Raw genomic sequence first — 18,185 nt, forward strand, 5'->3', positions numbered from 1 at the left:
ACGTGGCGGACACGCTTGTCCCGGACGACAACGGTGGCCGGAGCCGGCCAAACAATGCCTCACACCACATCATCCGGTGCCAGCGCGCAGCCGTTGTCGGGATGGGTCTCGATCTGCAGCGTGGTGTGGCCGATGCGGAACGATGCCTTCAACAGCTGTGCGGTCTCCATCAGAAAGGCGTCGCCCGTGCCGGCGGGCATGACGAGATGGCAGGTCAGCGCAGTCTCCGTGGTCGAGATCGGCCAGACATGGAGGTCGTGGATCGCCGAGACGCCCGGACGCGCGAGCAAGAACGTCCTGATCGCGGCGAGGTCGGTGCCCCTGGGCGCAGCCGCCATCGACATGTCGACGGAGCCGCGCAACAGGCTGGTCGTGCTCCAGAGGATGGTGGCGCAGATGACGAGGCTGGTGATCGGATCGAGCCAGAGCCAGCCGGTCCAGACGATCAGCGCGGCCGAGATGACGACGCCGAGCGAGACCGCGGCGTCGGCGGCCATGTGCAAGTACGCGCCTTCGATGTTGATGTCGTCCTTGCGCCCGCTGGCGAACAGCAGCGCGGTGAAGCCGTTGACGAGGATGCCGATGCCGGCGACCACCATCACGGTGACACCTGCGACCGGCTCAGGCTCGCGCAGGCGCAAAATCGCCTCCCAGCCGATCGCGCCGGTTGCGACCAGCAGGAACACCGCGTTCGCCAGCGCCGCCAGGATGGTGGAGGCGCGAAAGCCGTAGGTGAAGCGGCCGCTCGGCGCGCGCCGGGCCGCGATCGAGGCGCCCCAGGCGATGACGAGGCCGAGCACGTCGGACAGATTATGGCCGGCGTCGGCGAGCAGCGCAGTGGAGTTGCCGATATAGCCGTAGACCGCTTCGGCCACGACCAGCGCGGTGTTCAGCGAGATGCCGATCGCGAAGGCCTTGCCGAAATTGGCGGGCGCATGGACATGCGCGTGGCCAAGTCCATGATCATGGCTGTGGTCATGACCGGGTCCATGATCGTGGCTGTGGCCGGCATGATCATGGTGGTGATGGCCGTGGTGGTCGTGGCTACCCAAGTCTAGCGCTCCCCGGACGCCGCCAAATCAGGCGCCATTCTAGGCGTTTCGTGCGCCGCGTCACGCCGGAACAGCACGTAGAGCGCTGGCAGCACCAGCAATGTCAGGATGGTCGAGGAGATGATGCCGCCGATCACCACGGTCGCCAGCGGCCGCTGTACCTCCGCGCCGGCACCGGTGGCGAGCGCCATCGGCACGAAGCCGAGCGAGGCGACCAGCGCCGTCATCAGCACCGGCCGCAGCCGCGTCAGCGCGCCCTCGCGCACGGCATCCGCGACGGATCGCCCCTCGCTGCGCAGCCGCTCGATGAAGGCGATGATGACGAGGCCGTTGAGCACGGCGACGCCCGACAGCGCGATGAAGCCGACGCCGGCGCTGATGGACAAGGGAATGCCGCGCAGCAGGAGCGCCGCGACGCCGCCGGTCAGCGCGAGTGGCACGCCGGAGAACACCAGCGCCGCATCGGCCGCCGAACCCATGCCCATGAACAGCAGCAGGAACACCAGCAACAGCGCGACCGGCACCACGATGGTCAGCCGCTTGGTCGCGGAGACCAGCTGCTCGAACTGGCCGCCCCAGCCGATGAAGTAACCCGGCGGCAGCTTGACCTTCTCGGCCACCGCCGCCTCGGCATCAGTGACGAAAGAGCCGAGGTCGCGCGCGCGGACGTTGGCGGTGACGACGATGCGCCGCTTGCCGTTCTCGCGGCTGATCTGGTTCGGCCCGGGCGTCGCGTCGACGGTGGCAACCGACGACAGCGGCACGTAGCGCATCTGGGCGAGGGGAGAGGCGGCCAGCGCGGTTCGAATGGCTGTGCCGGAGCCGGCTTCCTCGCCGGGCGGCAGCGGGATCGGGATGGCCCGGATCGCCTCGAGATTGCCGCGCAAATGTTCCGGCAGGCGGACCATGATCTCGAAGCGTCGGTCGCCCTCGAACAGCTTGCCGGCCGACTTGCCGCCGACCGCGATCTCGACGATGCCCTGCACCTCACTGATGCTGAGGCCGTAGCGGGCGAGCGCCTGGCGGTCGAGGCGGACGGTCAGGATCGGCAGACCCGCGACCTGCTCGATCTTGACGTCGCTGGCGCCGCGGACGCCGCGGATCGCGGCCTCCACCTGCTTGGCGGCGCCCTGCAGGATGTCGAGGTCGTCGCCGAAGATCTTGACGCCGACGTCGCTGCGCACGCCCGAGATCAGCTCGTTGACGCGGAACTGGATCGGCTGGGAGAGCTCATAGGCGCTGCCGGGAATGTCGTCGGCGGCATGGTCGATGGCCTCGATCACCTCCGATTTCGGCTTGTCCGGGTCGGGCCATTCGGCGCGCGGCTTCAGCATGACGTAGCCGTCGGTCTGCGCCGGCGACATCGGGTCGGTGGCGATCTCCGCGGTGCCGATGCGGGTGAAGAACTCCTTCACCTCGGGAATCTGCATGATGCGCCTTTCCAGCGCCTTCTGCAGGTCGAGCGACTGCGTGAGGCTGGTGCCGGGAATCCGGATCGAGGCCAGCGCGACGTCGCCTTCGTCGAGGCTCGGAATGAACTCGCCGCCCATCCGCGACGCGGCGATTCCGCTTGCGATCACGATGAGCGCGGCCATGATGGCGACCGCGCCCCGGTTGTCGATGGCAAGGCGGAGCAGGGGGAGATAAGCGCGCTTCGCCATCCGCATGAACAGGTTTTCGTGCTCGGACACCTTGCCGGTGACGAAGATGGCGACCGCCGCCGGCACGAAGGTGATGGAGAACAGCACGGCGGCGCCCAGCGCCATCAGCACGGTCAGCGCCATCGGCGTGAACATCTTGCCCTCGACGCCGGTCAGCGTCAGCACGGGCAGGTAGACCACCGCGATGATCAGCGTTCCGAACAGGCTCGGTTTGATGACGTCGCTCGACCCGCGCAGGATCGCACGCAGCCGCTCCGGGATCGTCAGCAGCCCGCCTTTCTCGCGCTGTGCCTCGGCCAGCATGCGCAGGCAATTCTCGACGATGATCACGGCGCCGTCGACGATGATGCCGAAGTCGATGGCGCCGAGGCTCATCAGGTTCGCGCTGACCTTGGTCTCGACCATGCCGGTGACGGTCATGGCCATGGAGAGCGGAATGACGCAGGCCGTCACCAGCGCGGCGCGGATGTTGCCGAGGATCAGGAACAGCACGGCGACCACCAGCGCGGCGCCTTCCAGCAAATTGTTCTTGACGGTGCGGATGGTGGCTTCGACCAGATCGGTGCGATCGTAGACGGTCCGCGTCACGACGCCGTCGGGCAGCGATTTGCCGATCTCGTCCAGGCGGGCCGCGACGCGGCGCGCCACCGTGCGGCTGTTCTCGCCGATCAGCAGCATGGCGGTGCCGAGCACGGTCTCCTCGCCATTGCGCGTCGCCGCGCCCGTGCGCAGATCGCGGCCCTCTGTGACCGTCGCGACATCCCTGATCCGGACCGGATTGCCGCCGCGCGAACCGATCACGATGTCCTGGATCTCGCCGATATTGCCGACCTGGCCCGGCGAGCGGACCAGATATTGCTCGCCGTTGCGCTCGATATAGCCGGCGCCGACATTGGCGTTGTTGGCGGCGAGCGCCGTCATGACGTCGCGGAAGCCGAGCCGGTAGGCCATCAGCTTGCCGGGGTCCGGCAGCACGTGGAACTGGCGCTCGAAGCCGCCGATGGTGTTGACCTCGATGACCCCCGGCACGTTGCGAAGCTGCGGCTTGATGATCCAGTCCTGCACGGTGCGCAGATCGGTCAGCGAATAGTCGTGGCCGCCTTGCGTCTTCGCGCCCGTCTTCGCTTCGACGGTGTACATGAAAATCTCGCCGAGCCCGGTCGAGACCGGCCCCATCGCCACCTCGACCCCGGCCGGAAGCTGGTCCTTCACCTGCTGGATCCGCTCGCCGACGAGCTGGCGGGCGAAGAAGATGTCGGTGCCGTCCTTGAAGACGATAGTCACCTGGCTGAGGCCGTAGCGCGACAGCGAGCGGGTGTAGTCGAGCCTCGGCAGGCCGCCCATCGCGGTCTCGACCGGGAAGGTGATGCGCTGCTCGGTTTCCAGCGGCGAATAGCCGGGGGCGCGGGTGTTGATCTGGACCTGGACGTTGGTGATGTCAGGCACGGCGTCGATCGGCAGGCGCTGGAAATTCCAGGCGCCGAAGGCGACGGCGCCGAGCGCGAGCAGGAGGACCAGCCAGCGCTGTTGCAGCGAGACGGCGATGAGGCGCTCAATCATGTTCGGCCTCGCCCTTGCCCATCTCCGCCTTCACGACGAAACTGTTCTCCGCAACGTAGTGCTCGCCGGCGGCAAGCCCCGCCTTGATCTCGACATGGCGCGGATCGGAATCGCCAAGCTCCACCGGGCGGGCTTCGATCTTGTCGCCGTCCTCGCGGACGAACACGATGGTCCTGTTCTCCAGCGTCTGGATCGCGCTTTTGCGAACGGCGACCGCGACGTTGCGTGCGGCGAGGATCAGCCGCGCGGTGACGAACAGGCCGGGACGCAGACGTCCGTCGGGATTTTGCAGAACGACGCGCGCGAGCGCCGTTTGCGTTTCGCTGCTGCCGATCGGCGCCATGTAGGAGATCGTGCCCTTGATTTCGCCGCGGCCGTCGTCGGGATCGATCAGCACCTCGTCGTTGAGACGGACGCGCCGCAGATCCTGCCGGTAGATCGACAGATCGACCCAGATGGTGGAGAGGTCGGCGACCACGAAGGCCGGCTTCTGCTCGGAGGCGTATTCGCCGAGCGAGATCTGCCGCTCGATGATGGTGCCGGCAATGGGCGCCTTCAGCTCGTAGACGGTGAGGCTCTGGTTGCTCTCGATCGCGGCGAGCAGATCGTCCTTGCCGACCTTGTCGCCGATCCGCTTCTGGATCGATTTGGCGAGGCCCGGAAAGCGCGGCGTCACCTGCACCACGGCCTCCTGGTTGGCGCGCAGGATGCCGTTGAAGGCGAGCGTGTCGTTCAGCGTGGCGCTCGCGGCCTCCGCCAGCACCACGCCGGCCGCCGCCAGCTTGACGTCGGAGATGCGGATACGGTCGGCGCCGTGCTCGTCCTGCTCGACATGATCGTTCGGCTTCTTCGGTTCGGAATGCTCGGCGTGCTCGGCGGGCGCGACCTTGGCCGGGGCGAGCAGGGAATAGCCGTAAGCGCCGAGCGCAGCGGCAGCGATGGCGACGAGAATGGTCGAGGACGTCTTCATCGTGCGCTCTCCCGCGCCAGCGTGAAGGGATTGCCGACGAGGCCTTCGATGGTGGCGACACCGGCATGGAAATTCTGCAGCGCCTCCTGCTCGCGCAGCCGCGCCTGGGTGACGCTGGCCTGGGCGTCGAGCACCTCGAGCAGGGTGAAGCGGCCCTGGCCGTAGCCTTGCGAGATGGCCTCGGAGGCCTCGACGGCCTTGGGGATCGCGGTCTCGCGTAGCACCGCGAGCTCGCGCAGCGAGCCCTGCACCGAGTCGTAGGCGCGGCCGGCGATCACGATCAGCGTGTTGCGGTTGGCCTCGCGCTCGGCCTTGGTCTTGGCGAGGCTTTCCTGCGCCGAGAGGATGTTGCCCTGGTTCTGGTCGAACACGGGGATCGGCACCGACAGGGACAGCCTGACTGCATCGTCATTGGTGTCGTTGAAGTGGCGCCAGCCGGCGGCGATCCGCACGTCCGGATAGGGCTTGAGCCGCGCCAGCAAAAGCTCGGCATTGCGCTGGGCATAAACCGCGGTCCAGCGCACCAGCTGCGGATTGGCGTCGATGGCGGCAACCACCGCCTGGAACGCCGGGGGCTTGCCCATGGTGTCGAGCCGGCCGGAGACCTCGCCGTATTTGGCGTTGGGATCGCCCATCAGCACCGCGAGCTCGCGCCGGGCGCTCGCCAGGCTCGCCCTGAAGCGCTCGCGGTCGGCCTTCACCAGGGCGGAGGCGACTTCGGCGCGACCGGTCTCGGCCGGCGAGGAGGCGCCGGCCTCGACGCGGCGGCGGAGCAGCGGCGTCAGGCGGTCGATCGCGGCGATCTGCTCGTCGAGGATCTGGATGCGCCGCTGCGCGCCGAGCACGCTGAGGAACGCGATCGCGGTCTCCGACAGCACCTCGAGCCTGATCGCCTTGCGCTGGATCGCGGCGACCTCGATGCCGGCAGCGCCAGCCGCGATCCGCGCGTCGCGCTTGCCGAACAGCTCGAACGCCTGGCTGATCTGGAGCGTGGTCTCGGCCGAGCGCGTGCCGCGATAGATGCCGGAGCCGAACGAATTGTCCTGCTCATAGGACAGTTCCGGATTGAGCAGGGCGCCGGCCTGGATGCGCTGGCCCGTGGCGATGCCGACGTCGCGCTCGGCTGCCGTCAGCCGCGGGCTCGCGGCCAGCGCGCGCGAGAGCGCGCTCCGCATCGTCAAAGTCTGGGCGTGTGACGGGGCAAGCGCCGATCCTGCAATCAGACACGCCACCGCGCACGCCAGGCGCGCGGCCATTCTCCTGCGAAACATAAAACCGACCTGCGAAGGATGAACCTAATGGGCGCGAAACGCCCGACCAATCCGTTCAGGCAATATGTTTGGGAGGAGGAGAGTCGGTATCGGGGGTGATGCCGGCGAGCTGGGGCGCAGGCTGCGGGCTCGTTGCCGACACGAGCGCGGTCGATGCGGTCGATGGCGCCTGCTGCGTCGCCGTCAGCGAGAAGCAGCCATGGCAATGATGTCCGCCGATGGCCTTGTGGTCGCTATGGCCCGTGGATCCATCCAGGATCGCGGCGATCTCCGAACCGCCGCCGGGCGTGGTGACGTCGATGTCGTGCGCGCCGTGCAGCGCACCCGCGAGCAGATAGACGATCGCGATCAGCACGGACAGCAGCCCGCGCCATTTGCGCGGACGGCAAGTTGCTGAGGGCTGGCGGTTCGCGAGCACGACGTCACTCTGGTTGCGGTCTGTGCCCGGCCTAGCATGGCGGCGGGAACAGTGTCGACCCGCAACATTGTTACGTCCCGGGAACAATTGCCGCAGCGGCGAAGGCGCGGCGATCGCGTCTCATTGGCGGGCAATGATCCGCCGGCGTGAGGCGAATGGCTCGATGGCCGCTGGGTGAGGAACAGGTGCGGTGATCGCAGACACGGAACGGCCCCAGCCGGCCCTGACCGGCTGAGGCCTTGTGCTCACAATCTTCATCCTCGGGACTCCCGCAGTGAACTCGCAGCTCGCCAGTTCGTTCCCGCTGCTCCCTCGAATTTGGAACGTTCTGCATGCGTCGCGATTAGCGACCATAAGAAACCGAGGAGGAAGGACAATGGACGGACTGATTTATCTGATCGGCTTGATCGTCGTCATCATGGCGATCCTGTCGTTCTTCGGCCTGCGTTGAGAGGGCCGCGATGACGGTCGAAACTCTCGTGCGGGAAGAATTCATCGAGGGCGGCCTGGAGGGCGAAGCCCCCCGCAGCATCCAGTGGAGCTCGGTGTTCGCAGGCGCTCTCGCCGCCGGCGCGATGTCTTTCATCCTGATCGGCTTCGGCGTCGCCGTCGGTCTTGGTGTCAGCTCGGCCTCGCCGACATGGCGTGACGCCTCGGCGGCGCTGGCGCTGCTCTCAGGGCTTTATCTCATCATCCAGGCGATCATCAGCTTCGGCTTCGGCGGCTACATCGCGGGCCGCACGACACGCCCGGCGCCGACGCTGGCGACGATCGAGGACGATGGCGAGCGGCGGGACGGTCTGCACGGGCTAACCGCCTGGGCCCTGGCCGTGCTGGCCGGGGCGGCGCTGCTTGCGCTGCTCGGCGCTGCCGCGATCGACCGTTCGCCGCTGCGCAGCTCGGCCAGCAACATGTCCGCGGCCGAGCCGATGTTGAGCTATGAGCTCGACAAGCTGTTCCGCGCGCCGCGTCGGGCGCCAAACGTCGATTTGAGGGAAGCCCGTGCCGAAGCGGGACGCATTCTGCTGACCTCGTCCAGTCATAGCGGCGTCGGCACTGACGACCGGGCCTACCTCGTGCAGCAGGTCGCTGGCCTCACGGGACTGCAGGCCCCCGACGCCGAGCGGCGCGTCGATGCGCTGATCGCCGACGCCAGGACGGCGATCAATCGCGCAAGGCGCAACTCGATCATCGTGGCGTTCTCGGTCGCGGCTGCGACCTTGATCGGCGCCGCGGTGGCGTGGGCTGCGGCCGTGGCCGGCGGGCGGCATCGTGACGGCGAACCGCTGCCGAACTGGATGGCGAGTTCAAACCGCTTCCATCGCAATCTGCGCGCGATGCCGGTGCCATAGGCTGCAAAACAAATGGCCGGGCGCAAGCCCGGCCATACGAATGCCTGCAGGAGGCTTCAGGCCTTCTCTTCCCAGATCATCGCCAGATGCACGATGGTCTGCACGGCCTTTTCCATGTCCTGCCGGCTGACCCATTCGAGTCGCGAGTGGAAGGCGTGCTCGCCGGCGAAAATGTTGGGGCAGGGCAGGCCCATGAAGGACAGGCGCGAGCCGTCGGTGCCGCCGCGGATTGCGGTGCGCATCGGCCGCAGCCCGGCACGGCGGATCGCCTCGATGGCATATTCCAGCACGTGCGGGTGACGGTCGATCACCTGCTTCATGTTGCGATACTGCTCCTTCACCTCGAAGCTGTAGGTCGAGCGCGGATAGTCCTTCATCACGTCCTTGACGATGTCCTCGAGCAGAGCCTCCTTCTCCTTCAGCCCTTCCTCGGTGAAGTCGCGCACGATGAAGGAGAGCGTTGCCCGTTCCAGCGCGCCCTCGATGCCGATCGGATGCAGGAAGCCCTGCTTGCCCGAGGTCGTCTCCGGCGAGCAGCCTTCCTTCGGCAGCCGCTCGACGATGGCGGCGGCGATCTTGATCGCGTGCTCCATCTTGCCCTTGGCGTAGCCGGGATGGGCGCTGACACCGGTGATGGTGATGGTGGCGCCGTCAGCCGAGAAGGTCTCGTCCTCGACGCAGCCGGCGCTCTCGCCGTCCATGGTGTAGCCGAAATCGGCGCCCAGCTTCTTGATGTCGACATTGTCGACGCCGCGGCCGATCTCTTCGTCCGGCGTGAACAGGATCTTGATGGTGCCGTGCTTCACGTCGGGATTGTTGATGAAGAACTGCGCGGCATCCATGATCTCGGCGACGCCGGCCTTGTTGTCGGCGCCGAGCAGCGTCGTGCCGTCGGTGGTGATGATGTCGTTGCCGATCTGGTTCTTCAGCGCCGGATGCTCGTTGAAGCGGATCACCTGGCTGGTGTCGCCCGGCAGCGTGATGTCGCCGCCGCGATAGTTCTTCCAGACCTGCGGCTTGACGTCCTTGCCGGTGACGTCGGGCGAGGTGTCCATGTGCGAGCAGAAGCAGATCACCGGCACCTTCTTGGTCGTATTGGCCGGGATGGTGCCGTAGACATAGCCGTAGTCGTCGAGATGGGCGTCCGCGACGCCCATCTCCTTCAGCTCGGCGGCCAGCACGCGGCCGAGATCCTTCTGCTTCTCGGTCGAGGGCGAGCGAGGCGAATCCGGATCGGACTGGGTGTCGATGGTGACGTAGCGCAGGAAGCGCTCGGTTACGGTATGCGAAAAGATGAGAGAGGACATTTCTGGTCAAACCGCCGGGTCAAGGGGATGAGAGGCGGTATATCAGAAAGCGGGCCGCGTTGCGGCCGGAACGAGATGAGATCAGCCTTAACGAAATCTTGGCTTGCAGCGTTTTCGAGCGAAGTGGATCCCGGTTCGCGTGAAGAAACCGCGTCAAAACGGGAATCTAGATCGCCTCTTTCAGTTCCTTCACGGGGCGGAACGTGACCTTCTTGCTGGCCTTGATGTGGATCGGCTCGCCGGTGGCGGGATTGCGGCCGGTGCGGGCGGCGCGCTTGCGGACCTGGAGGATGCCGAGCCCGACGATGCGGACGCGGTCGCCCTTCTTCAGGTGCTTGGCGATCAGATCGACCATGTCGGTCAGGACGGCCTCGGCGCGCTTCTTGGACAGGTCCTGACTCTCGGCGATGTCGGCGGCGAGGTGCTTGAGCGTAATGGTGGCAGGAGCGGCTGACCTCTTCGCCGAATCCTTCTTGGCCGGATCCTTCTTAGCCATGGCTGGCCTCCTCAATGACCGGGAAGCCCCGAAAATGCCGGGAAAACGTGGAGCTCCCTCTAAGTCCTTTGAGACGTAGACGATTCGGGCGCCAGCTGACTATGCCATGAGTTCCCGCCGGACGCCGGCCATCGCCGCGAAAGGCGTCGAGAAGCTCGGGCTAAGTTTTTGAAGGGATTGCCAAAATGGCGCGAGAGACGGGGCTCGAACCCGCGACCTCCGGCGTGACAGGCCGGCGCTCTAACCAACTGAGCTACTCCCGCGTGGTTCGCTCGATGCGCGCGGAACGAGGGGGGACTTAAAGGCGGGGCTGGGTGAAGTCAAGGACGTTGCGAAGCGCCGGCGCATCTCCGCTTAAGCATTGCTCCGGAAAACGAAAAAGGCCGCCCGGAGGCGGCCATGGGTCAGCCCGGAAGAGGACGTTTCAGCGAATCTCGGACGTCCCGGCGCTCGTCACCACCACCGGCTTGCCGGCCTTGATCACGTGGGTGGCCTGGGCGGTCTGGCTGTAATCGGCATTGGTGCGGGCTGCGATGCCGAAGCCGGCCACCATGATGCCGGCCACCAGCGCCACCACCACGATCTTCAGGTGGGTCGCACGATCAGCAGAGTGAATGGAGTGGTTCATCTGAGCCTCCCGACGGGCTTTGCCGCCGTCTATGGGCTCATGTCTTAAGGACCATCTGTTTCCGGATGGTTTCGCGGGTTCCGCAAAATGGTTTCATTAATGCGCCCGCTGGGTTTCGCCGGGCTTGCGGTCAGATGAGGTCTCAGGCCGCCACCCGGTCGATATCGGCCCGGATCGACCGTGCCGCCCAGATGAAGAGCAGGGCGCCGAGCGTGGTCGTGACCGCCGCCGAGAGCAGGGAATAGCGCACGGCTTCAGTGCCATAGCTACCCTTCAGCGCGTCGTTGACCATGCCGACCGCGAGCGGGCCGACGCCCTGGCCGAAGCAGGTGGCGGTCAACGCGATCAGCGCTGAGGCGAGCGCCCGCATGCTCGGCTTTGCCACCGTCTGCGCGATCGCGAAGATCGGGCCGAGATGGAAGCCGACCAGGAACGAGGTCAGCGCCAGCATGGCAACCATCATCTTGAAGTCCTGCGTCAGCATGCACAGTGCGAACACCGGGCCGGCGAGTCCCGAAGTGATCGCGGGCGCCCACAGCTTCCAGCGGTCGTCGCGGCGGCTCACTTGCGCCACCACGAAACCGCCGAGCAGGGTGCCGGCCATGCCGGCAAGGCCCTTGAAGGTGCCGGCATAGGTGCCGATCTCGACGCTGGAGAGGTGATGCACGCGCGCCAGGAACGGCGGGATCCAGGCCGCGGTGGCGTAGTTCGTGTAGGTGGTGAGGCAGAATCCGATCAGCACGATGATGAAGCTTTGCTGCGAAACGAGAAAGCGCAGCGTCGGCCCGAGTGGCTCGGGCACGAAGCTCTCCTGCATCGCGCCGCGCTTCGGCTCGGAGATCGTCAGCCACAGCACGACGGCGAGCAGGATGCCGGGCAGGCCGGCGACATAGAACGCCATCCGCCAGCCATAGTGCTGGTTGACGTAGCCGCCGACGAAATAGCCGAGGAAGACGCCGAGATAGGTGCCGATGGCATAGATGCCGAGCGCGCGCGGGCGCTCGTTCTTGGCGAAGAGATCGGCGACGATGGATTGCGAGGCCGGAGAGCCCGCGGATTCGCCGATGCCGACGCCGATCCGCGCCAGCGCCAGCGAGGTGAGACTGGTCGCGGCGCCGCACAGCGCCGTCATCGCGCTCCAGAACGCGAAGGCCAATGCGACGATGTTGCGCCGGTTGAGCCGGTCGGCAACGCGCGCGATGGGAATGCCGAGCAGGGAATAGAACAACGCAAAGCCGAAACCGGCGAGCAGGCCCATCATGGTGTCGCTGAGGGCGAACTCCTTCTTGATCGGCTCGATCAGCACGTTGAAGATCGTTCGGTCGAGGAAGTTCAGCGCGTAGATGATTGTGAGCAGCCCCAGCACGTAATAGCGCCGCGCCGAGGGCTTTGCCGCGGCAGCCGTCTGCACCGACATTTGTGACGTCACGTCGACCATGGCTTCCCCCAATTTGTGTTTATTATCGCTGCCGGTCCAGCTCCGTTTGGAGCTGGTAGATCAGCCTTCGCGGATGTAATTCCCCGCTTCGAACTCCACCGGCGGCGCGCTCGCATCGAACGAGACGCCGATCGGGTCGCGGCCCGCGGCGAGCGCGTCGAGCTGATCGCTCAGCATGCGCCGGATCAGGAGGATGCCGCGGTCGCTCTGGCCGAAATGTTCCTCGGAGTGAACGGTGACCTCGCCCTGGCCGACCTGGGCCTCGTAGTCGCCCGGGAATTGCTGGTGCTCTGCCTCGGTCATGTCCCACCAGAACTTGCCGTTGAACTTCGAGCGCATCCGGCCGATGTCGCCGGGGTTCTTGACGCGGCCGGCGACGTAGATGCGGAACGAGCCGTCGTCGATCGGCAGCACCCAGCCGATGGACTCGACGCGGGCGAACTGCGCGACGCGCGGGTTCGGCACCACGCGCAAGGTCGGCAGCGCCGCCTCGCTGACGCGATAGAACACCTTGCCGTCGTCCTGCTTGCGTTCGGAGCGCACGAGCACGCCGCGCGGCGATTTCTCGAACTTCACCTCGGGGATGGAGGCCATCATGTCAGTGAATTGCGGCCCCGAGAACGAGCCGTGCAGCACCGGCACGTGATAGGGATCGACCACGTTCTCGAAATGCTGCAGCCAGTTGCAGGGGATGATGGTGGGGCCGCCGCCGCCGATCGAGGAATCATCGGCCTCGACCTGCTCGCCGTCGTCCATGGTCTCCAGGCACTCGTAAGCCGGCAGCACCGGCCGTTTCTCGGCCGGGCCCATATAGGCGAAGATCAGGCCGTAGCGCTCCTCGACCGGATACCAGGGCTGGCGCACCTTGTCCTTGAACTGGCCGCCGTCGGGCTCGCAGGGCTGCTCCAGGCAATGGCCCTCGGTGTCGAATTTCCAGCCGTGATAGCAGCAGCGGATGCCGTCCTCCTCGACCTTGCCGTAGTACAGCGTCGTGCCGCGATGGCAGCAGCGGGCGTGCAACAGGCCGGCGCGGCCGTGCTTGTCGCGGAACAGGACGAGATCCTCGCCGAGCGCGCGCACCTTCTTCGGTGTGTCGGTGGCGTCGGAAGCGAGCCCGACCGGATGCCAGTAGCGGCGCAGCAGTTCACCCATCGGTGTGCCGCGCCCGACCGAGGTCAGCTCGGTGCGCGTGTGCGCCGGCTTCATCGCATAGGCCGTGCCGAGATCGCGATCCCGCTGGGTGATGGTCATGCCGGTCCTCCCGCTGCGGCCCTTGGTCCGGGCCTCATTCTTGCGCCTTGCCCAGAGTGAAAAATAATTCGTTGACAATGTCAACGATCTTCCAAATGCCTCTTAGATGCATTTGATGGGAAGGCCCGCGGGCTTTGGCAGGCTTGGACTTGGCAGGCCTGGGCTTGGCAGGCTTGGGCTTTCTTGGCAGAGGTGGATCATGAGCCAGACCGAGAGCAGGGGCGGGGTGACGTCGCCCGCAGCGGAGGACAGCGAGCCGTCGGCCCCGGTCACCGTGATGCTGTCGTCGCGACTGATGGTGCTCGCCAATCTGCTCAAGCGCGGTGCGATCCTGCGCTACAAGCGCCTCACCGGATTGTCCTCGGTCGAGTTTGGGCTCGTCGCTTCGCTCGGCCGCCGGCCGCCAATGAGCGTGGCGCGGCTCGCCGAAGCCGTCGGCCAGGACAAGGGGCAGATCAGCCGCGCGCTGGCCAATCTGGTGTCGCGCAAGCTGATCGCAAAATCGGCGAATCCGAAGGACAGCCGCGAGGTGCTGGTCTCGCTGACGGCGGCGGGCCTTGCCGCGCATGATGCGATCGTCGACGGCGCGCAGGAGCGCAACCGGCGCCTGCTGGAAGATCTGAGTGAAGCCGAATTCCACACGCTGCTGGGTCAGGTTGACCGGCTCACGGCGATCGCCGCCGAGATGCTCGAGAGCGAGAAGAACGCGCGTTGATCTCGCAGCGATCTCTCGACATGTTGGATCGCTTCTAAGAGTCCTTCTAAGACCTTTTCAATTAGGGAATTTTCGCACCCTCACATAAGCGTCGTCGTCGAGCGCGTGCCGTCCGGGGACAGGCGGCATGACGCATCGGGCATGCAGCTTTGGGGTGGCGCGTTGAACAGTCTTGGAATGCTGCGGTCGGCCGTATTGGCGACCGCGTCCGCTTTGGTCCTGGTCCCGCAGGCATCGCTTGCGCAATCGTCGGCACAAGGTGGTGCAACGAACCTGCCGTCGGTGACGGTCATCGCGCCGGAAGCGCGCCGCCGCGCGACCACGACCCCTCAACGCCGTGCGCCGCGGGCCTCGGAGCAGAGCGTTGCCAGCCGCAAGCCGCAGCCCCGCCGCGATGTCGGCTTCGTCGAGACCCCGCGCGGGCCGGTGCACGGCTACGTCGCCGGGCGCAGCTCGTCCGGCACCAAGACCAATACGCCGATCATGGAGACGCCGCAGGCGGTGTCGGTGATCGGCGCCGAGCAGATCCGCGACCAGAAGCCGACCAAGCTCGACGAGGTGCTGCGCTACACCGCCGGCGTGCGGGCAGGGACCTTCGGCGCCGACACGCGCAACGATTGGTGGCTGATCCGCGGCTTCAAGTCCGACGACATCGGACTGTTCCTCGACGGCATGCAGCTGTTCTACACCTCCTATGCAAGCTGGCGGTTGCCGCCGTCCAACATGGAGCGCGTCGAAGTCCTGCGCGGTCCGTCGGCCGTGCTCTATGGCGGATCGAGCCCGAGTGGCATCGTCAACGTCATCAGCAAGATGCCGCCCACCGAGCCGATCCGCTACGTCGAGACCGGCGTCAACAATTTCGGCAACGCCTATGTCGGCTTCGATGTCGCCGGGCCGATCGCGACCCGTCCGCAGGACGGCAAGCTGTTCTACCGCGTCGTCGGCGAGGTCAGGAACGGCGGTACGCAGGTCGACTTCACGCCCGACAACAATTACTTCATCGCGCCGTCCTTCACGTGGAAGCCGGATGCCGACACGTCCTTCACGGTGCTCGCATCGGCCTCGAAGACGGACACGAGGGGCATCAATTTCCTGCCCTACCAGGGCACGGTGACGAACGCGCCGTTCGGCAAGATCCCGACCAGCTTCTTCGTCGGCGACCCCAGCGTCGACAAGTTCACGCGCGAGCAGGAGATGCTCGGCTACCAGTTCGAACGCAATCTCACCGACGACCTCACGTTCCGGCAGAATGCGCGGTTCGCGCATATCGACCTGACCTATCGCGGCTACATCGGCAACGGTTGGGACAACATCAACACCGCCACGATGGGGCGATATAATTGGTACGCGAAGAACACGGCAAATCAGGCCGATCTCGACAACCAGCTGGAGTACCGCTTCAACACCGGTCCGGTGAAGCACACCATGCTGTTCGGGGTCGATCTGAAGGGCTATCAGATCGACGACTACCAGAGCTTCAATTTCGGCACCGTCCCCTCGATCAACGTCTTCAATCCCGCCTATGGCCTCAGCATTCCGCTGGCGGGTGCGCCGTTCCGCAACTTCCTGATCACGCAGAAGCAGGCGGGCACCTATCTCCAGGACCAGATGAAGCTCGGCAATTTCACGCTGGTGCTGAGCGGCCGTAACGACTGGGTCGAGACGACGCAAGACGCCCGCGACACCGGCGCAAATGTCGCCAGCCGCAATGACAGCAAGTTCAGCGGGCGCGCCGGCCTGATCTACAATTTCGACAACGGCATTGCGCCTTACGTCTCTTACGCGACCAGCTACAATCCGATCATCGGTCTCAACGCGCAGAACCAGCTGTTCCTGCCGGAAACCGGCAAGCAGGCTGAAATCGGCGTGAAGGTCGCGCCGAAGGGGTTCGACGGCTATTTCACCGCCTCGGTGTTCGACCTGAAGCGCCAGAACGTGGCCACCACCGATCCGTCGAATGCGCTGCTGCAAACCCAGACCGGCGAGGTGACCTCGCGCGGCATCGAGCTCGAAGCGGTGGCCAATGCCACCAGGGAACTCAAGCTGATCGGCGCCTTCACCGCCTATCATCTCTTCAACAGCCGGGATCTCGATCCGTCGCTGGTCGGAAAGACCCCGACCAACACGCCCGAGATGCTGGTGTCGGGCTGGGCCGACTACACCTTCAAGGACGGACCGCTCGAGGGCTTCGGCTTCGGCGGCGGCGTCCGCTATATCGGCGCGTCCTGGGCCGATGCGGCCAACACGCTCGAGGTTCCCGCGGTGGTGCTCGGCGACCTCGCGCTCCATTACGAATGGCAGAACTGGCGGACGGCGCTCAACGTCATCAACCTGACCGACAAGATCTACGTCGCGAGCTGTTCGTCCGCGACGTCCTGCTTCTATGGCGACCGCCGGCGCGTCACTGCCAGTGTCTCCTACAAATGGTGAGGATGGGGAGGAGGGCGGCATCTGGTGCCGCTGATCTTCCTTCGGGCGATAGATGAGCTCCCGGCTATGCCCCCCGGCCTGAAGCTCATCCGAGCGCGGCGCGCGCGGCGGCCTTGGACGTCGCCGCCGCCGCGCTCGCGATCGGCCGGACCGCAATATATCGCCCGATCGTGCCGCTCGCTTGAGGGGGCAGACCGGTCCCACCGCGATGCATGGCTCGTCTGATCGCTTTGCGCCTGTGGATAGGTGTCTTTGCGGCAACTCCTCCCGGCCCGCGACCGTGATGATCATCGGCCGTCTGGCGGCGCTGCTCGGGATGACCTTCGGCAATATGGCGCCGGGGTGACAGCCGGGCGCTTCCGCCGGTGACCACGGCTCGGTTTGGGTGCGCGCCCCGCGCCCGAAACCGCGTTTTTCTCGGACGAAGCACGGCAAAGTGGGGCCATGGCCTGTGCGCCGCAATCTCGAGCTGCTACCCTGCAAAACCGGTGGCTGCCCTTGCTGGGCCCTGCGATCTGCTCCATACCAGCGCGGGGTGATTCCGGGATTTTCACCGCTCCGGGGGCGGCAAAAGGGCCTGAAAAGAGCGTGTCTTGCGCCCATTGGTGCACTGCGCTAAGGCTCAGAACAATTCCAAATCGGACGAATCCGTGGCTGTCCCGAGGCTGCGGAAAAAAGGGCTCGCCAATGAGCGGCATTCTGCAGAACTATCTTCCACTCGTCGTCTTTATAGCGGTAGCGGGCCTCATCGGCCTCGTGCTGCTGATCGCGCCCTTCATCGTGGCGTTCCAGCAGCCGGATCCGGAAAAGCTGTCGGCGTATGAGTGCGGTTTCAACGCCTTCGACGACGCGCGCATGAAGTTCGACGTCCGCTTCTACCTGGTCGCCATCCTCTTCATCATCTTCGACCTCGAGGTGGCGTTCCTGTTTCCCTGGGCGGTGGCGTTCGGCAAGCTTGGCGCGACCGGCTTCTGGTCCATGGTGGTGTTCCTCGCCGTGCTGACGGTCGGGTTCGCCTATGAATGGAAGAAAGGGGCACTGGAATGGGATTGAACCCTGCATCGTCCGCCGGTCCGGTTGTTGCGCCGGCCGCCAAGGGCATTCTCGACCCGTCGACCGGCAAGCCGGTCGGGGCCAATGATCCGTTCTTCCTCGAGGTCAATTCCGAGCTGTCCGACAAGGGCTTCTTCGTGGCCGCGACCGACGACCTCATTACCTGGGCCCGTACCGGCTCCCTGATGTGGATGACCTTCGGTCTCGCCTGCTGCGCGGTCGAGATGATGCAGGTGTCGATGCCGCGCTACGACGTCGAGCGCTTCGGCTTCGCGCCGCGTGCCTCGCCGCGCCAGTCCGACGTGATGATCGTCGCGGGCACCTTGACCAACAAGATGGCGCCCGCGCTGCGCAAGGTCTACGACCAGATGCCGGAGCCGCGCTACGTCATCTCGATGGGCTCCTGCGCCAATGGCGGCGGCTACTATCACTATTCCTACTCGGTCGTGCGAGGCTGCGACCGCATCGTGCCGATCGACATCTACGTGCCGGGCTGCCCGCCCACGGCGGAAGCGCTGCTCTACGGCGTGCTGCTGCTGCAGAAGAAGATCCGGCGCACCGGCACCATCGAACGCTAAGGTTT

Annotated in this window: 16 protein-coding genes and 1 tRNA gene; 6 read left to right on the top strand and 11 right to left on the bottom strand. The window is 65.9% G+C overall.

The genetic code is table 11. The features are described 5' to 3' along the window. Nucleotides 1–59: 59 nt before the first annotated feature. Genes TSA1_RS31150 through TSA1_RS31170 form a run of 5 tightly spaced genes read right to left on the bottom strand, consistent with a single transcriptional unit; the run spans nt 60 to nt 6,932 of the window. On the bottom strand, nt 60–1,052 hold the full coding sequence (locus TSA1_RS31150; protein ID WP_174719149.1) for a cation diffusion facilitator family transporter: 993 nt from the start codon (nt 1,050–1,052) through the stop codon (nt 60–62). A gap of 2 nt (nt 1,053–1,054) precedes the next feature. After that, entirely contained in the window at nt 1,055–4,273 is a 3,219-nt protein-coding gene (locus TSA1_RS31155) for an efflux RND transporter permease subunit (RefSeq protein WP_100179666.1), read from the bottom strand. After that, nucleotides 4,266–5,243: a divalent metal ion exporter adaptor subunit IhpB gene (gene ihpB / locus TSA1_RS31160; protein WP_100179667.1), complete on the bottom strand. Its 978-nt coding sequence runs from the start codon at nt 5,241–5,243 to the stop codon at nt 4,266–4,268. Before ihpB ends, TSA1_RS31155 begins: the two co-directional genes overlap by 8 nt. Continuing rightward, nucleotides 5,240–6,514: a divalent metal ion exporter subunit IhpA gene (gene ihpA / locus TSA1_RS31165; protein ID WP_100179668.1), complete on the bottom strand. Its 1,275-nt coding sequence runs from the start codon at nt 6,512–6,514 to the stop codon at nt 5,240–5,242. Before ihpA ends, ihpB begins: the two co-directional genes overlap by 4 nt. Before the next feature lie 55 nt (nt 6,515–6,569). Further along, nucleotides 6,570–6,932 carry a hypothetical protein gene (locus TSA1_RS31170; protein ID WP_100179669.1) on the bottom strand — a complete coding sequence of 121 codons (363 nt, stop codon included), beginning with the start codon at nt 6,930–6,932 and terminating at the stop codon, nt 6,570–6,572. Between the two features lie 274 nt (nt 6,933–7,206). Between TSA1_RS31170 and TSA1_RS39405 the strand changes: the two genes are divergently transcribed. Together TSA1_RS39405 and TSA1_RS31180 are read left to right on the top strand one after the other, a co-directional pair. After that, a complete protein-coding gene (locus TSA1_RS39405) occupies nt 7,207–7,383 on the top strand; it encodes a hypothetical protein (RefSeq protein WP_161497288.1) in 177 nt (58 codons plus the stop codon). Between the two features lie 10 nt (nt 7,384–7,393). Beyond that, complete coding sequence (locus TSA1_RS31180; RefSeq protein ID WP_100179671.1) at nt 7,394–8,284, top strand: hypothetical protein; 891 nt, start codon at nt 7,394–7,396, stop codon at nt 8,282–8,284. Nucleotides 8,285–8,340: 56 nt separating this feature from the next. Here TSA1_RS31180 and pepT read toward each other — a convergent pair whose 3' ends face one another. The 6 genes from pepT to TSA1_RS31210 all read right to left on the bottom strand — a co-directional run bounded on the left by pepT (nt 8,341) and on the right by TSA1_RS31210 (nt 13,404). Further along, nucleotides 8,341–9,591, bottom strand: coding sequence for a peptidase T (gene pepT / locus TSA1_RS31185; protein WP_100179672.1), 1,251 nt, complete (start codon nt 9,589–9,591; stop codon nt 8,341–8,343). 166 nt (nt 9,592–9,757) lie between these two features. Beyond that, nucleotides 9,758–10,087, bottom strand: coding sequence for an HU family DNA-binding protein (locus TSA1_RS31190; RefSeq protein ID WP_100179673.1), 330 nt, complete (start codon nt 10,085–10,087; stop codon nt 9,758–9,760). 186 nt (nt 10,088–10,273) lie between these two features. Beyond that, nucleotides 10,274–10,350: transfer RNA gene (locus TSA1_RS31195), tRNA-Asp, on the bottom strand. A 161-nt stretch (nt 10,351–10,511) separates the two neighbouring features. Further along, nucleotides 10,512–10,715 (bottom strand): hypothetical protein, encoded by a 204-nt coding sequence (locus tag TSA1_RS31200; protein ID WP_100179674.1) that lies wholly within the window; start codon nt 10,713–10,715, stop codon nt 10,512–10,514. A 142-nt stretch (nt 10,716–10,857) separates the two neighbouring features. After that, complete coding sequence (locus tag TSA1_RS31205; protein WP_100179675.1) at nt 10,858–12,153, bottom strand: spinster family MFS transporter; 1,296 nt, start codon at nt 12,151–12,153, stop codon at nt 10,858–10,860. A 60-nt stretch (nt 12,154–12,213) separates the two neighbouring features. Then, entirely contained in the window at nt 12,214–13,404 is a 1,191-nt protein-coding gene (locus TSA1_RS31210) for an aromatic ring-hydroxylating dioxygenase subunit alpha (protein WP_100179676.1), read from the bottom strand. A gap of 199 nt (nt 13,405–13,603) precedes the next feature. On the opposite strand from TSA1_RS31210, the gene TSA1_RS31215 reads away from it, so the two are divergent. From TSA1_RS31215 to TSA1_RS31230, 4 genes are all read left to right on the top strand, one after another. After that, on the top strand, nt 13,604–14,119 hold the full coding sequence (locus TSA1_RS31215; RefSeq protein WP_100179677.1) for a MarR family winged helix-turn-helix transcriptional regulator: 516 nt from the start codon (nt 13,604–13,606) through the stop codon (nt 14,117–14,119). Nucleotides 14,120–14,296: 177 nt separating this feature from the next. Then, nucleotides 14,297–16,549 (top strand): TonB-dependent siderophore receptor, encoded by a 2,253-nt coding sequence (locus TSA1_RS31220; protein ID WP_174719150.1) that lies wholly within the window; start codon nt 14,297–14,299, stop codon nt 16,547–16,549. Nucleotides 16,550–17,236: 687 nt separating this feature from the next. Beyond that, entirely contained in the window at nt 17,237–17,602 is a 366-nt protein-coding gene (locus tag TSA1_RS31225) for an NADH-quinone oxidoreductase subunit A (protein ID WP_100179679.1), read from the top strand. Next, nucleotides 17,593–18,180, top strand: coding sequence for a NuoB/complex I 20 kDa subunit family protein (locus tag TSA1_RS31230; RefSeq protein WP_174719151.1), 588 nt, complete (start codon nt 17,593–17,595; stop codon nt 18,178–18,180). The genes TSA1_RS31225 and TSA1_RS31230 overlap by 10 nt, the downstream gene beginning before the upstream one ends. The last annotated feature ends 5 nt before the right edge of the window (nt 18,181–18,185 follow it).

Source organism: Bradyrhizobium nitroreducens (genome assembly GCF_002776695.1).
In the GTDB taxonomy this organism is placed as follows: domain Bacteria; phylum Pseudomonadota; class Alphaproteobacteria; order Rhizobiales; family Xanthobacteraceae; genus Bradyrhizobium; species Bradyrhizobium nitroreducens.

What these genes read in the sequence shown, in the direction of transcription:
- TSA1_RS31155 (WP_100179666.1), bottom strand. Translation starts at nt 4,273, where the DNA reads ATGATTGAGCGCCTCATCGCCGTCTCGCTGCAACAGCGCTGGCTGGTC.
- ihpB (WP_100179667.1), bottom strand. Translation starts at nt 5,243, where the DNA reads ATGAAGACGTCCTCGACCATTCTCGTCGCCATCGCTGCCGCTGCGCTC.
- ihpA (WP_100179668.1), bottom strand. Translation starts at nt 6,514, where the DNA reads ATGTTTCGCAGGAGAATGGCCGCGCGCCTGGCGTGCGCGGTGGCGTGT.
- TSA1_RS31180 (WP_100179671.1), top strand. Translation starts at nt 7,394, where the DNA reads ATGACGGTCGAAACTCTCGTGCGGGAAGAATTCATCGAGGGCGGCCTG.
- pepT (WP_100179672.1), bottom strand. Translation starts at nt 9,591, where the DNA reads ATGTCCTCTCTCATCTTTTCGCATACCGTAACCGAGCGCTTCCTGCGC.
- TSA1_RS31190 (WP_100179673.1), bottom strand. Translation starts at nt 10,087, where the DNA reads ATGGCTAAGAAGGATCCGGCCAAGAAGGATTCGGCGAAGAGGTCAGCC.
- TSA1_RS31200 (WP_100179674.1), bottom strand. Translation starts at nt 10,715, where the DNA reads ATGAACCACTCCATTCACTCTGCTGATCGTGCGACCCACCTGAAGATC.
- TSA1_RS31205 (WP_100179675.1), bottom strand. Translation starts at nt 12,153, where the DNA reads ATGGTCGACGTGACGTCACAAATGTCGGTGCAGACGGCTGCCGCGGCA.
- TSA1_RS31210 (WP_100179676.1), bottom strand. Translation starts at nt 13,404, where the DNA reads ATGACCATCACCCAGCGGGATCGCGATCTCGGCACGGCCTATGCGATG.
- TSA1_RS31215 (WP_100179677.1), top strand. Translation starts at nt 13,604, where the DNA reads ATGAGCCAGACCGAGAGCAGGGGCGGGGTGACGTCGCCCGCAGCGGAG.
- TSA1_RS31220 (WP_174719150.1), top strand. Translation starts at nt 14,297, where the DNA reads ATGCTGCGGTCGGCCGTATTGGCGACCGCGTCCGCTTTGGTCCTGGTC.
- TSA1_RS31225 (WP_100179679.1), top strand. Translation starts at nt 17,237, where the DNA reads ATGAGCGGCATTCTGCAGAACTATCTTCCACTCGTCGTCTTTATAGCG.
- TSA1_RS31230 (WP_174719151.1), top strand. Translation starts at nt 17,593, where the DNA reads ATGGGATTGAACCCTGCATCGTCCGCCGGTCCGGTTGTTGCGCCGGCC.